This window comes from Dysgonomonas sp. ZJ709 (assembly GCF_011039195.1).
Lineage (GTDB): Bacteria > Bacteroidota > Bacteroidia > Bacteroidales > Dysgonomonadaceae > Dysgonomonas.
Genome location: NZ_JAAKEM010000019.1, coordinates 23,295 through 37,989, shown reverse-complemented (window position 1 = coordinate 37,989; position 14,695 = coordinate 23,295). Strand labels below are relative to the sequence as shown.

At 37.1% G+C, this 14,695-nt stretch carries 7 protein-coding genes; 4 read left to right on the top strand and 3 right to left on the bottom strand.

What is annotated here, in order from left to right:
- The first annotated feature begins 112 nt into the window (after positions 1 to 112).
- Positions 113 to 1,408, top strand: a complete 1,296-nt coding sequence (tyrS, locus tag G7Y56_RS12930; RefSeq protein WP_165044061.1) for a tyrosine--tRNA ligase — start codon at positions 113 to 115, stop codon at positions 1,406 to 1,408.
- A gap of 404 nt (positions 1,409 to 1,812) precedes the next feature.
- Here the strand turns inward: tyrS and G7Y56_RS12925 are convergent, their stop codons facing one another.
- Together G7Y56_RS12925 and G7Y56_RS12920 are read right to left on the bottom strand one after the other, a co-directional pair.
- The gene (locus tag G7Y56_RS12925) at positions 1,813 to 3,444 is read right to left on the bottom strand and encodes an erythromycin esterase family protein (protein ID WP_165044059.1); all 1,632 of its coding nucleotides are present in this window, start codon (positions 3,442 to 3,444) and stop codon (positions 1,813 to 1,815) included.
- A gap of 199 nt (positions 3,445 to 3,643) precedes the next feature.
- The gene (locus G7Y56_RS12920) at positions 3,644 to 5,290 is read right to left on the bottom strand and encodes a hypothetical protein (protein WP_165044057.1); all 1,647 of its coding nucleotides are present in this window, start codon (positions 5,288 to 5,290) and stop codon (positions 3,644 to 3,646) included.
- A 674-nt stretch (positions 5,291 to 5,964) separates the two neighbouring features.
- Here G7Y56_RS12920 and G7Y56_RS12915 point away from each other — a divergent pair.
- The 3 genes from G7Y56_RS12915 (at position 5,965) to G7Y56_RS12905 (ending at position 13,004) form a co-directional block, all read left to right on the top strand.
- Complete coding sequence (locus G7Y56_RS12915) at positions 5,965 to 7,926, top strand: FISUMP domain-containing protein (protein ID WP_165044056.1); 1,962 nt, start codon at positions 5,965 to 5,967, stop codon at positions 7,924 to 7,926.
- Between the two features lie 59 nt (positions 7,927 to 7,985).
- Complete coding sequence (locus G7Y56_RS12910; protein ID WP_165044054.1) at positions 7,986 to 12,116, top strand: VCBS repeat-containing protein; 4,131 nt, start codon at positions 7,986 to 7,988, stop codon at positions 12,114 to 12,116.
- Between the two features lie 486 nt (positions 12,117 to 12,602).
- The gene (locus tag G7Y56_RS12905; RefSeq protein WP_165044052.1) at positions 12,603 to 13,004 is read left to right on the top strand and encodes a hypothetical protein; all 402 of its coding nucleotides are present in this window, start codon (positions 12,603 to 12,605) and stop codon (positions 13,002 to 13,004) included.
- Between the two features lie 80 nt (positions 13,005 to 13,084).
- Here G7Y56_RS12905 and G7Y56_RS12900 read toward each other — a convergent pair whose 3' ends face one another.
- The gene (locus G7Y56_RS12900) at positions 13,085 to 14,512 is read right to left on the bottom strand and encodes a glycoside hydrolase family 30 beta sandwich domain-containing protein (protein ID WP_165044050.1); all 1,428 of its coding nucleotides are present in this window, start codon (positions 14,510 to 14,512) and stop codon (positions 13,085 to 13,087) included.
- Positions 14,513 to 14,695 lie beyond the last annotated feature (183 nt).

Below are 14,695 nucleotides of genomic sequence, written 5' to 3'. Positions count from 1 at the left end.
ATTTTATCGCTCCTAACATTTAAGCTATAACTTTTTTTGTTTACAAAAAAGGTCGTACTTTTGTTTCCTTCTTATAAAGAAAGAACTAACTAATAACATAAGTATTAATTCGATGAATTTTGTTGAAGAACTAAGATGGAGAGGTATGATTCAAGAAATCATGCCGGGAACAGAAGAACAACTACAAAAAGAATTGACTTCGGGGTACGTAGGGATAGACCCCACTGCCGATTCGTTACACATCGGCCATCTGGTGAGTGTAATGATGCTGAAGCATTTCCAACGCGCAGGACACCGCCCTATAGCCCTTGTTGGCGGAGCTACCGGTATGATCGGAGACCCTTCGATGAAATCGCAGGAGCGCAATCTACTGGACGAGGCGACACTACGTCATAATCAGGATTCGATAAAGAAGCAACTCGCTAACTTTTTAGATTTCGAGTCAGATAAGCCTAATGCAGCATTGTTGGTAAACAACTATGACTGGATGAAAGATATTTCTTTTCTCGACTTTATCCGCGATACAGGTAAGCACATCACAGTGAATTACATGATGTCTAAGGATTCGGTAAAGAAGCGACTGAGTGGCGAAGCGTCGGAAGGAATGTCTTTTACTGAGTTTTCGTATCAGCTACTACAAGCATACGATTTCTATCATTTATATAAGACAATGGGTTGTAGAATCCAAATGGGAGGTTCGGATCAATGGGGGAATATCACCACCGGAACCGAACTTATCAGACGCAAAACAAGCGGAGGCGAAGCCTTTGCCCTTGTATGCCCATTGATAACTAAAGCTGATGGCGGCAAATTCGGAAAAACAGAGTCGGGCAATGTTTGGCTAGATCGTAAATATACTTCGCCTTACAAATTCTACCAATTCTGGCTGAATGTCAGCGATGCGGATGCAGAAAAATACATCAAGATATTTACGGCTCTCAGCAAAGACGAAATAGAAGCTTTGGTTGAAGAACAAAAAGCAGCGCCACACTTGCGCCCACTGCAAAAACGTCTGGCAAAAGAAGTCACTGTGATGGTTCACTCGGAAGAAGATTATAATGCGGCTGTAGATGCCTCAAATATTCTATTCGGCAATTCGACTGCCGATGCCCTTAAGAAACTCGACGAGGAGACTTTCCTGCAAGTGTTCGAGGGTGTACCTACATTCGATATATCTAAAGATGAATTAGCGACAGGAATCAAAGCTGTAGACCTATTAACGGAGAGTGCAGCAGTGTTTCCATCGAAAGGTGAGATGCGAAAGACTGTACAAGCCGGCGGTGTGATGCTAAACAAAGAAAAAATTGAAAATTTCGATGACATCATAAACAACTCTTATCTGATTGCAGGTAAATACATTATAGCGCAACGAGGCAAGAAGAATTATTTCTTATTGATAGTAAAATGAAAATTGTTGTCCAATAATTTTGGAAATTAATAAAAACATTATACTTTTGCACTGCCTTACGAGGTTATAGGATTGTCTCATGGTGTAATGGCAGCACTGCAGATTTTGATTCTGCCTGTCTAGGTTCGAATCCTAGTGAGACAACAATACGAGAAACAGACCGCTGGTTATCATAATGATGACTAGCGGTTTTTCTTTTTGGGCAAGAAGCTTACCAATATAAGATGATGCATAAAGAGAGCTAAGGCTAGCGTATCTAAAAATAAACTAAAGACAAATGATATAGGTATGCCTCTTTGTTCTTAGATGGAGGTATAACAAACTTCTTGGAAAATCCAGACAATACAAAAGCGACCGGTTAAGATCGCTTTCTCTCTTTAACTATTACATTTTTCTCTTAAATATTACTCATCTAAATTCCAGAATTTACCAGTTCCGTGCTTTTTTAACAGGTTAATTATATGCTCCTTATTGAGATCCTTTATTGGAACATCATACAAATTTACCATACCCGTTATAGTTGCCCGTCTTTTTAATTCGTTTACAAAATCATCTGTAAACAGTTCCAGAAGGGGTGTTGAGTTTTCTTCATCCTCCAGCTTTCCAAAGAAGATGTATCCATCATAGTTGTTACTATAACTCCCGGCTCTTGGATCGAATTTCATAGGTATCATTCCATCAAAAGGCTCTTTGCCAAACGGGCTGTTTTTCAAATCAAAGGCAGTAGGGACATTTCTGTTCAACTCAAACACATAATCAAATAGACCATTTCTTATTCGTCCTCCCATTTCCCCTTTATTTCCGATACTGGGACAATGCGGAAAAATTGAGAAAATATCATTACCTGAAAAACGTTCTACTAGTTGTGCGCCAGCTGATAAAGCCGGAATTTGCCCCGGAGGTGTCGAATATGTACCAGAGATATGAGATTTATATCCGTGTCCAAATCCAACAATAAACAATGAATTTCTTCTGTCTTTGGACGATTGAATTGTCTGTTGGATAATATCTGCCATCTGCGTATTTCTATCTTTACTTTTCTTTGATTGGCTTTGGAATTCTTCTGCTGTTGTTATAGATGGCCACGCAAGCTGCTCATCGGCAAATATCACTTTTATTTTTTTATTATCAGGTAATTTTTTATTGAGTTCTCTCAATGCAATCATAAAATCGAATTGACCTTTATCCGTCCAACCAGCTAACTGCTGACAACCAAAAATATTTAATAAGATAGATTTATCCAGTTCTTCTTGTTCATAGAAACGATCCAACTCTTTTTGATTGCAAGCCCCAAATTCCATAAAAATTGTTCCTGTAGTTTCCACAAACTTAGGATCAGCGATAATCTGCCTCAACAGATCCCACGAAACTGTTCTTCTATGCGCTTCTCCATAGATCACAAGTTTATGTTTGGCAAGTTTCTCAAGCACATAGTTTTTAGGCTGTTTACCATATGTTTTTATATATTTTGTAAAATTGAGAGTATCTTTCGGCGTTTGTTTTAGAAACTCCATTCTTGGGATATAAGAAGCTAGTGTAGGTAAATGATTTGTTGCTTTATTTTGAGCATCAACAAAATCCCCTCCTCCATCTTCTTTTGCAAGCAACCATTCTCCATTTTCTTTACTAAAATATATGATCAAATGAAATGAGTTTGCATCATCCATTGTGCTAATAACAGCTGCTGTTGAATCTCTATAAATGATGCATTCCTTTATTCTCCAGTTTAATATTTTATTTTTCAACTCTTCAGGAACTTCTCTATCCGGAGTTCTTTGTTTAGAAAAAGACTGATAAATACTATAAGAGCTATATGCTCTCTTCATACTCATTTTCCCGTTCGCAGCTATATTGCTTATTGAGATAAAAGCATCTATCGGAGTTGCTTTAGAATATTTTTCAGGAAAATCTTTTACTCGTTTGTCTACAGCAATTGTCTTGAAGTCGTTTGCGTTTTGGGATATTGCCGTTAGTGTAGTAAGGCTAAAAACCAGACAGCAACATACAATCTTAAATGATCTCTTAATTCTTTTCATGATGTTAAATTTTAATTTTTACTCGTTTTACTTTTTATTCAAAGTAAGAGCAAAACTGGCTAAATCATATTTATATCACGATAGAATCGAGGGTGCAACAAGCAGAATCAAACATCATAATATCAGCAACTTAACAGATAGACTCCGTTAAATAGTTTATATCTGACGACATGAACTTTATATTGATGAAAAGAATAAGTTATTTGCTAATAAATTCTACAATATCTTCGGCTTGTTGCATGTCAAGCTTCTCTCGTATTGTAGTTTTTCGCTGATAGATAGTCCGGATACTTTGCTGGGTTATGACGCTTATTTCTTTTGTTGTAAAATTAGCACAAAGCAGGCAGCATAATTGAATTTCCTTTTCGGCTAAGACATCTCCATAAGATTTTTGCATTCTTGTATAAAAGTTGTCATACAGTGAGTCAATCAACGTATATAAATCTTCCCATACGATAAGTGAATCGACAGGAATTTCGTCATTCGTGATTTTTGCTATACGTTGCAACATTTCCTGATTCTGATTTGTAGGGTTAGATGCAGTCAGGCGAATAAGCCCCAGCTGTTGCAGTAGAACCTTTTTGAAATATGAGCTATTTTCTCTGTTCTTTCTCAGATCGTCAGAGACATCGGCCAACAATTGATGGAGAGATTCCATCTTCTCATCCATCTGAGAGAGTTTTTCTTTTTTCTTCTTTATATAAATATATGTTGTAATGGCAACTATCGATATTAGAAAAAGGATGCTCAATAACAATAGTTGGGTACGCTGTTTTTTTATAATGAGAGCTTGGTTTTGCTCAGAGAGTTTTTGCTTAGCCAACAATTGCTCCTCAAATTTTATCATTTCATATTTTTGTGCAGCCCTTAAAGAATCAGTATACTGTCCAATTAAGCTAAAATTAAACGAATCACCCCTTCCATAATCTATAAGATTCTGAAAAAAAGACAATCCTTTTTTTGTGGCTAAAAAGCTTCTATCTGCATCGTTGCCCGAATGTTGCTCAATGGTCTTATCCAGATAATATTGTGCCGAATCTAATTTGTGTTGTTGTAGGAATATTATCGCTGTTGTATAAGGCACTAAATTATGAAATGAGTTAGCTTTATACTGTTCCATCTCTCTCATGTTGGCTAGAGCTTTATCATAGTTCTTAGCAATTATTTGTACATCTGTATAGTTTCGGTAATAATGTAGAGCACTTACAGTGTCTTTTTGTTGCTTAGCAAGAGCGATTGCCTTTTGCATCCAATAATCTATCGTGTCGTTATTATGAATTTGACAATAAGCTAAGCCTGCCATATAGAATGTTGAGGGAACAGAGTCATTATATTCTATAGCTTTTTTATAATAATTGTATGCTAACTCATACTCATTCTTTGTATAAAAGTCACTTGCTACCGACCGAAGTATTTTATATGTAAAAAGGCTATCATTTGTATTTTCAGCAAGACTTGATGCCTCTGCCATATAGTATTTATAGTTTGCCGTATCGCCTTTCCAGAATAAATGATTAAGAACCAGCATATAGGTATCTTTTAATTCTCTTTGCATATCGTGATTTTTGTAATAGTCTAAAGAGACCATTATTGTAGAGTCTTCGATTGTAGACTTTCCTTTCAAAACATGTGAAGTTGTACGCAATCGCCAATAGTCAGCTTTTTCTTTATCTGTCAGTTCATTATCCGCAATTTTGTCTAAAATATATTTAGCACTATCCGGATGAGAATATATAATAGAATCTGCCTGTGTCAATAGTTTTGTGGTTTGCTCAGATTGAGCACATGCCCCCAAAAGCAAAATGCTGAATACTATGCAGATAAAAGCTATTAGTTTACTTTCCATATGATTATTAGAGTTTTAAACAAAGGTATGATTTTTGTTTAAGTAATAATTATTATTCATTTTTATTGCATTTGCGGACTTATAGATGCATGGATCTTTTTAGCTTGGGATATTCTTATATCCTCCTTCTTCTCATAGTTTAACCTTGAGAATAAATGATAAAAATTCTTGCGTAAACTTTGGCATAAACTGGATTACTGGGAGCATTTAACACCCCTTATCCATCTTCAAGAAGTCATTTTCATAAAAAAAATGAAAAGAACTATTCATGGGCAAATAAGTGCATTATTTTGAAGATATTTCACTCCAAATAGCAATTTTTCTTATAAAAAGAAAAAAAAACGTCATTTTTTTATCACTTATGCAGACACGATATAAGAGGCATCTTAACCACATAATGACTCCCTTACGGAGTATTTCTTACATGTAATATTCTTTTTTTTCTAAAAAAGTTATATCTTTGTAAAATATTCGTATAAGGACTCACAAAACTCTATAAATTAGCAGCACACATTTAAAATTGCATTTATTGATAATTTCATCTCACATGTTAAAAAAAGACTAAGTACACCATTAATTGTGTAATTGGGACTATGTAACGTCTTAATTATAGCCATTTTCATTGCAAAATGGAGAACAATATTAATCGACAAAACTTTACAAATTTATAAAGAATGAGAAATTGTATCTTATTAACGCTTATTGCGTTTGTTGCTACCATACTAGCTTCCTCAAGCTTAGTAGCACAAGTAACAATAGGAAGCGGCAAAGAACCCAACCCCGGAAGCTTGTTAGACTTGAAACAAACAGATGAAACTGGTGTAAATTCGACTCTAGGACTTATGCCCCCGAGAGTAGAATTGACAGACGCCAAAAATCTGTACCCGATGTTTACAAACGATGCAGACTATGCATCTAACACTAACGACAAAAAAACAGGTGAGGACAAAAATCATGTTGGCCTGTTAGTATTTAACACCAATCAGTGTCTTTTAGGAACAGAATTTTCCAGAGGAATATTTGTCTGGAATGGTTTATCGTGGAAACCACTGATCAAACCGGGAAGCACTACAGGCACAACTACAGATGTTAATATACATACAGATTCCAGAGATGGAAGCACATTTAAGGCTCGAAAATTCGGTACAGCCGGAGAGTGGATGATCGAAAACCTACATGCAAATAAATATGCAGGAGAGGGTGCTTCAATAGGTGGCACACCGTCTTTGTCAACATCAACCACCGATAAAACTAAACGATGGGCATATCCGACCAAGAATGGAGGAAGCCCCTTAAATCCCGAACTGTACGATAACCAGCCAGAATTAGGCTATTTATTTAATTGGTATGCGGCTAGCGGTTCAGATGATGTTGCAAACAACGATGAAGGAGAAGGCACAGCAAACGAATTAGCAACAGGCACCAGAGGAATCTGTCCTGTCGGTTGGCATCTACCGAGTGATGTAGAGTGGAATATTTTGGAAGATGAGATAAGAAGACACTATTCAGATTATTCTTCTCTTACAACCGCCTCAACAACAGGCAACCTTGTTGTGCTGGGGAAAAGAGGTGATTATAGTCAAGCTATGAGAGCAGCATGTTATCCGATAGAGATCGCAAAACTGTCTGATGGTAAAAGCTACTCTATCAACAAAGGAGGTTTCGCGGCATACATGTCGGGTGAAATAGTTGATCTTTCTACAACTGCAGGCATGGGTGCATATAGCGCATTCTGGACAGCCAGTTCGCGAGGAGGAGGTCAAGCATGGAAAAGAGTACTGACAGCAGACGAAAAGACTGTTGATCGAAATACTGCAAAGGCGACAGATATGCTTTCTGTTCGCTGTAAACTTACTGAAGAATTTGCTCGATGCGGAGACTTGTTAAGAGACAGAGAAGGTAACGCCTATCAAACAGCTACATTTGGCAATGCCGGATGTTGGATGACTCAAAATCTTATATCTACAAAGAACTCTATAATTACATTGGTAGAAAATGTAAATAGCACTGATGAAACAGAAGCATACTATGCCAAGCCGAATCAGTCGTCGACCGATCCTATGCAAGGCTATCTGTACACATGGAATGCCGCGATGGCAAAATCGTTAGCTACAGAAACATTTATATCTACAGAAACTTCGACAACAGTATCTAGTACTCAAGGTATCTGCCCTGACGGATGGGTATTACCAAGCGAAGCGGATTGGAATATACTGGAAGAAGAAATAGCAAAAAACCCGGCGCAATATTCGACTAATACAACTGCGATATCGTGGGCAGGCAAAGACTTTGCAACAATGATGGGATGGAGACGTCCTGCTGACAGCAGCACTGGATGGGGACAAAATATGAGATCTACAAAAATTGTAAATGGTATAGCACACGAGTTGGCATCGAAAAGCAAAGATGCTAATGCCGGTTTTGCAGCGCTATTAGTTGGTTCATTAGAATCTGGAACAGCACAAAGCTCTTTTGGAAATTACACTAACATCTGGACAAGCAATGATGTATTCACGCCTATAGGTGGAGACGCAAACGTAAGATACCGTGGTCTATCTCACAAAGACAATGGAGTTTATCGCGGCGATGCATCCAAGTCATCTATGCTAACGGTTAGATGTAAACTTAAAGACTAACAGATCAGTACAATTACATTCAATTCTTTCAGCGTAAAAAATAAGAAATACAATATAAAATGAAAATTAAAATATTTATAATAAGCTACCTGTTGAGCTTCCCTCTTTTTCTATTGGGACAGCCACTAATGCTGGCACCTCAAAATACAAAAGATTCGGGCATCTATCCTCCAGGATATGTTAACCCCGACAATTGGTCGTTCACATGTTTCGATTATATGGGATCTGTGAAGTTCACTTCTGCATATAGGTTCTATTCACCAACAAATGGAACAGCAGCAGCCAATCCTCGTTCTTATGGGTTTAGTATCCCACTGGTAGCTGATTTAAATGGAGATGGTTATCCGGAAATTATTACAAGTAGAACATATGCCGACGGAAGTATTTACGGATGGCACCAAGGGCTCCTAATTTATAATGGACAAACAGGGGAACTCATATCAAATTTGGAATATCCGGGATTAACTGCCGGAGCCTATTTCTTTAATTATGATTATCATACTTCCCCATCAATCATGGCATTGGTAGATTCAGATAGAGATGGTACGGTAGAGGTCGTTATTGCTTTTCCTTCTAGAAATATAGGGGCAGGACTTGCACAATATACAAGTTCTCTTATGTCTTTTAACTTAGTTTATAATGCAGTATCAAAGACATATTCGTTACAACAAAAATGGAAAGCCAATAATTATAATAGTGGTGCCACAAATATACATTTATATGGGAAAACAATTCCTCAGATCGTAGATATCGAGGGAGATGGAGTGCCAGAAGTGTTAGTTCAAAATAAGATTTACAATGCAAAAACAGGTGCTTTATTAATTGCATTAGAAACACTAGGCTCCACAGCCTATACAGGAGCGGATGCAAAGGCTACTACAGGAGCTCTAACAGATGGAGGTGATACTAATATCCCTTTTAGCTATATTTACGATATCGACTTAGACGGAAATTACGAAGTTATTGCCGGGGGTAAAATATACTATGATTTAAATCTCGCCAGTGGCACTTATAAAATTCTACAAATGCCCGGAGTGGGAGATGGTCGTACCGGTATTGCAGATATAGATGGAGATGGTATTGCAGATGTAGTAGTGGTGAATCGAGTATCCTCCACACAAATCAAGATTGTTGTTTGGAATCCAAATTTTTGGATAATAAACCCATCCGACGGGAAAACGATAATAAAAAATCCGGCGACAACTCCGGTTCCAACTATACTTGCAGAACTAACATTCAATATAGACACCAATGCTACAGCGCAAGGGAATAACTCTTACGTATACATCGGGGATATAGATGGACGGGAACAAACTGTGGGCGGAAAGAAATACAGACTACCAGAAATAGCTATACTAAGTGGACGCATCAGAGGCTCTCAATTAGTTCAGCATCCTAATATCAATGGATTAGGATTTCCGACCTCTACAACAATTTCTGCAGGACAAGGAGTTCTTATTGGGTTTACTTTTGACCCTGCAGAAACTAATGTTCAGAATAAATTGAAAACATCGTTCGTGCTGGAACATAATGATAGATCTATTAATACCGGCTTTACGATGTTCGACTTTGACAATGATGGAATGCAGGAGATATGTTACAGGGATGAGGCAACATTGCGAATCATAAAAGCAGGAGTTCAACCTTATGTTCCGCTGTCATATACAGAAACGAGCAATCCTAATGTGATCTTATTTAGTAAGCCTGTGATTTCATTTACAGGTTTCGAATATCCTGTAATTGCCGATATAGATAATGATTCATCTGCCGAGATGGTAGTTATCGGACGTAACCAGTTAGGTTCGGATTATGCGTTTGGATTCCCTTTTGCAGTTGGTACCAATGGCGATAAATTTGCACCCGCACTATCTGTCTGGAATCAGTTTATGTACGATCCATTCAAGATAAACGAAGATATGACAACACCTATCGGTAAGGCAATAAATCGTCTAAAAGGCGAATACGAATTTACGAAAGTGGTTAGGGATGCAAATGGCACAATAACTAAAGTTATAGAGAATTATAATCCATATAACTGTACTCTGGGGCAATTACCTAAATTCATGACAAATCAGGGAGAGTATAATGGAACGATTTATGATAATATGTTCGAACCGATTATATTCCTGACAGAAGCATATCTTATAAACGAGAAAGATGCGAATACTAATAAAAGGCCTAAAATTGTAACTATCAGCAACAAACTGTATATACAGGTTTATGTCGGCAATAAGAGTACAGCTCAAACAGATATCTCTAGTAATACACCTATCAGTGTCTACAATGATAAAATAGGTGGCACTACTTTTCTGAAGAAAATAACATTAAAAGATTGTGGATTAAGTGCATCGGCAATAAGAGCAGGAGAAGAAGTACTACTCAATATCCCTATTGAAGACGAGTTTGGTTCGTATATTTTCCGTCTGAGTGATGACTCCAATTTTGCTAACCTCTCAAATATTAGTTGGCATTTTGGTACTAATGAAGCTGGAATGAATGATCAAACTAATTTCACGGGAACTGCTACACGTGCTTTCCGCGATTGTGACTGGTCTGACCAAACAGCACGTGCTGCTAAATTCAAGTTGAATGATGATGCCCTTACGCTACAAGAGTACGGCACTATTACGACTAATATTCTGAGTAATGATATTCTACCACTCGACTTTGTAGCAACATTTAGTAGTGCTATCATTACCGCAGCTCCAACAAGTGGTACTTTAAAATTCACAGGATCTAATTTGACAGGTAATATAATCTATACACATACGGGAACTGCTCCTTTAGCTAATGGTATCGATAAGTTTACTTATCAACTGAGCTATAAAAGTACAGGTGGTGCGACAAAAATTTTGACTGCCAATGTCTACATCTTTATTCTGCAAAGCGATCTGGGTGGCTTTGCCGCATGTTATAACGAGGATTACACTGCAGCACTTAAAAACGCTCCATCGGGAGTTGAATATAGTTGGTATGAAGTGGATGGAACAACGGAAGTGGGAACAAATCCTCAACAATCGATTGTTATCTCAAACATTACCACCACTATGAATTACAAGATCAAGCCTGTAGTTCCTACAAATTATGTTGAGTATAGCGAACTATCTTTCCCTCAAGGCGACTTGTCTATCAAGACTGTTACCGGCAGTGAAGGTGACGTTAAAAAACTGCAATGGACCGGTAAAATAAGTTCTGATTGGTACAATCCGGCAAACTGGGTAGATGAAGCTAATGCGGAAGCTACTTTTGCTCCTACCGGTTGTGTAGATGCTATTATACCAATGGTTACTACAAACTATCCATCACTAAATAAAGATAGTAAAGTTTCTCAGTTGAGCCTGAAGGATAGAGCGATGATCGCAAATGCCCATAAATTGACTTACAATGGTGTAGATATAGAACTAATTTTGAAGAATGTAGAGCAGAATAAATGGATGGTATTGTCTGCGCCTCTGCGTAAGACCTATGCCGGCGACTATCTTCCAATGGATGCCGACAACAATCAGATCAAGAAAGCGATGTATATGAGTTTCTATGAAAAGATGAATCCTGATAATTCAGCATCTACGGCAGAAAGCTCTACACTGACTCGCCCATTTGGTAAAATTGAAAGCGATCTTCCGTTAGGGCAAGGATTTATGCTATATGCCGATAGAAAGTATGCTGAAAATCCTCGATTATTATTCCCTTCGGGAACAAATCAATATACATACAATATGCACAATGCTTTAGGTATGCAACCAAGAACGCAGGCATCTGAGACCTTATCTCGTGTAGATGGCTCTACCGATGTTAGCAAAGGACGTTTCATTTTCGAGGCTGCAACAGATTTGAGTGCAACAGACGGATCGTTTACTGTCACTTACAGCGGAACTTATATTCTTGTTGTAAACCCATTCCCAACTTCATTCAACATTAAAAAATTCCTGGAAGTTAACTCAAGTGTTTTAGCCCAAGAATATAAAATTTGGTCCGGTACTTCAGATAACTTTATCGGATTGGTAAATGGAAACGACGGAACAACTTGGAAAATAAAAGATGGTGCCACATTTACTCCTATTGGCAGTACAGATGTATACGCAGCACCATTTCAATCTTTCTTTGTTAAAACATTGGGATCTTCTTCGGTAAATCTAAAATACGAGCCGGAAACTATGACTAAAGGGCAAGCTACCAATTTCTCTTATTAAGAAAGCCTGTCTAAATTATATAAAAAGCTATCCAGAATATTTTGGATAGCTTTTTTATTGTGGATATAGGACGAGTTATTTTGTGTCTGGAATAGCCACTAACAGACAAAGCATTTTAAGATACCAGCTCTGCCTGCGTTATATTTCTGCTTTTATTTATATATTTGAGTTAAATACAAAAATTACAGATTATGCTTATTTGTTGGATTCCATTCTTAATTATATATTTTGTATGGCTCAGAAAGAAAAAGCCATTTACAAAGGATAAAACATATAATTTTCCACTATGCGAGTTTTCAATAGTAATACAACAGAAGTTATTTTAATTATTAATATATGATAATATATCAACACCAAATACCATATTTTTTACAATAAAAACAGCAACTAAATAAAAAAAAGACAGGTTTAATTGAACTTTATTAATGGTTAATTGTTAAAATAAAAGATAATACCATTATAAATGTTAACTAAATCCTAAGCATCATGAAAAAATCCTTTTTCATTCTAGTCACTTTATTAATTTTTACAGCAGCAAATAGTAATCTAAAAGCACAGGACGTATCTTTCGGGTCTGAGAATAAATCCGGTGATATCTTTACAGCTAAAGTTACTTGTACTCAGGCTGCAACTGTTACTTTCGAATTACAAACCAGTAGCTCGCTCGAATACAAATGGGCTAACTATCAGGTATGGGGTGTTACTTCAGTAAAAGTTTACTGTACTGTTTATACTCCCGGCAGAAGAGTAGATTATCTGACTGTTGATCTTCCCAGAGGAGAATCCAATGTTCAGATAAACGGGTCTAAAACTACAGCAGTCATGCTGGTAAGTACGATCAATGGGAAGCCCGGTACCACCCGCCCTATAGTTGTTACATTTAACTGATTTATATTTTAAAATATAAAAGCTAACGATTGATTGTTAGCTTTTTTTATGTCTTTCAACTACCTTATAAACTATAAGATTTATTTGATCAAGATAGTATTAAATGATTGTGGCGAAAGGTTCGGTGCAATATGCTTATCCCCTATTTTCACATTCACAGTTTTAGGTATATCCTCATCGTTTTGAATAATTATTGCAATACTATTATCCGTATTTCGGAATGCCATCAAATTTGTAAAATCACCCGAAAGAGCGAGCCTCCTAGCTCCCGGAAGCACATAATGGCTAAAGTGTTTCATCAAGTAATATTCATAATTATACTTGTACGTTTTTGTCGCTACATCTACCGAAACTAACGAATTCTGACTCCATCCCCATCTGCTGATGCCCCCTTTGTCGAGCGATGTATTCCAATAGGTGTAAACATTTGTTCCATTGTTGAGATAATGCTTCATCAATTCCCAAGCATAGCAACAATACTGCCAGTCATTTCTTCCATCACCACATTCCTGTTCTGTCTGATATATTTTAAGTGCAGGGTAATCTTCGTGTATTTTACCTACTGCTCCTTTTCCTGCCCATTGAAAACCAACTCCTTTAATATACTTACTACTATTGGCATCTTGCAGTAATGTATCTACTAACAGAGCGTTAGCACGTTCCATTGTTCCAAACATCACATCCACACCTTGCTTCTGCATCTGTGGACCTAAGTATTCTCCTACGAACTTATTAATTCCTTCGGCAGTCCACGTACAGCTAGGAAAAATCTGACACGAATTAAACTCATTCTGAGGCATTACAGCAAATATGTCAACTCCTTGTTGCTTGTAAGCATCCACATATTTTGAAAAATACAGAGCGTATGCCTTAAAATAGGCATCTTCCTGAATAAACATATTTGAACCTTCTGCCCCTTGCTTATTTACATCAAGGCCATTGTGATACTTCTCATCCAAATCCTTTGGCGGTACTGCACAAGCATAGTGTTTATTGTATTTCATCCACGAAGGCGGACACCATGGTGATCCCCACACCTTCAATGCCGGATTATATTTTTGAGCATTCTTTATAAAAGGCACTAATGTCTCCATATCGTTTGCAATAGTGAAGTTCTTCATGTCAAAATCGCCATCTGTTTCATTATACGAATACCATTCTCTAGAGAAATCATTTGCACCAACAGGCATTCTGCATATTGTGAAATTTGCACCAACTCCCGGCTCGAATAGTTCTTTCATAATGCTTTCGCGATCTTCTGCACTTAGTGAAGAAAGCGAAGTCCAACCCAGTTCGTTGAAACATGTACCGAACCCATCGATCGTTTGCTGCGGGTTGTTCAAATCTATTTCGACATCGAACTGCTCGCTATCTACATATTCCAAGCCCTGACTTGAATAAATCCACGAACTATCGGATGTAGTGGCGACCCATTCTATCGATGTTTTTTTGTCGCAGGATGATAAAATTGCCGTGATACCGAAAAGAAGTATTAGAAACTTTTTCATAAAATAAGATTTAGGTTATTCTTCGTATTTTATCTAAAAGTAATAATATTTGACTTAAGAGTCTTATTCTCAAAATAAAAATAGTATAAATACTTCATTCTAATCTAATTTCTATATCCTAAATATTTTTAATAAATAAGATAAATCAATACCTTTGTAGGTATACCGAATCAATACCCTCAA

Bases quoted from the DNA above. Each gene is read 5' to 3' on its own strand.
- tyrS (WP_165044061.1), top strand. From the start codon at position 113: ATGAATTTTGTTGAAGAACTAAGATGGAGAGGTATGATTCAAGAAATC.
- G7Y56_RS12925 (WP_165044059.1), bottom strand. From the start codon at position 3,444: ATGAAAAGAATTAAGAGATCATTTAAGATTGTATGTTGCTGTCTGGTT.
- G7Y56_RS12920 (WP_165044057.1), bottom strand. From the start codon at position 5,290: ATGGAAAGTAAACTAATAGCTTTTATCTGCATAGTATTCAGCATTTTG.
- G7Y56_RS12915 (WP_165044056.1), top strand. From the start codon at position 5,965: ATGAGAAATTGTATCTTATTAACGCTTATTGCGTTTGTTGCTACCATA.
- G7Y56_RS12910 (WP_165044054.1), top strand. From the start codon at position 7,986: ATGAAAATTAAAATATTTATAATAAGCTACCTGTTGAGCTTCCCTCTT.
- G7Y56_RS12905 (WP_165044052.1), top strand. From the start codon at position 12,603: ATGAAAAAATCCTTTTTCATTCTAGTCACTTTATTAATTTTTACAGCA.
- G7Y56_RS12900 (WP_165044050.1), bottom strand. From the start codon at position 14,512: ATGAAAAAGTTTCTAATACTTCTTTTCGGTATCACGGCAATTTTATCA.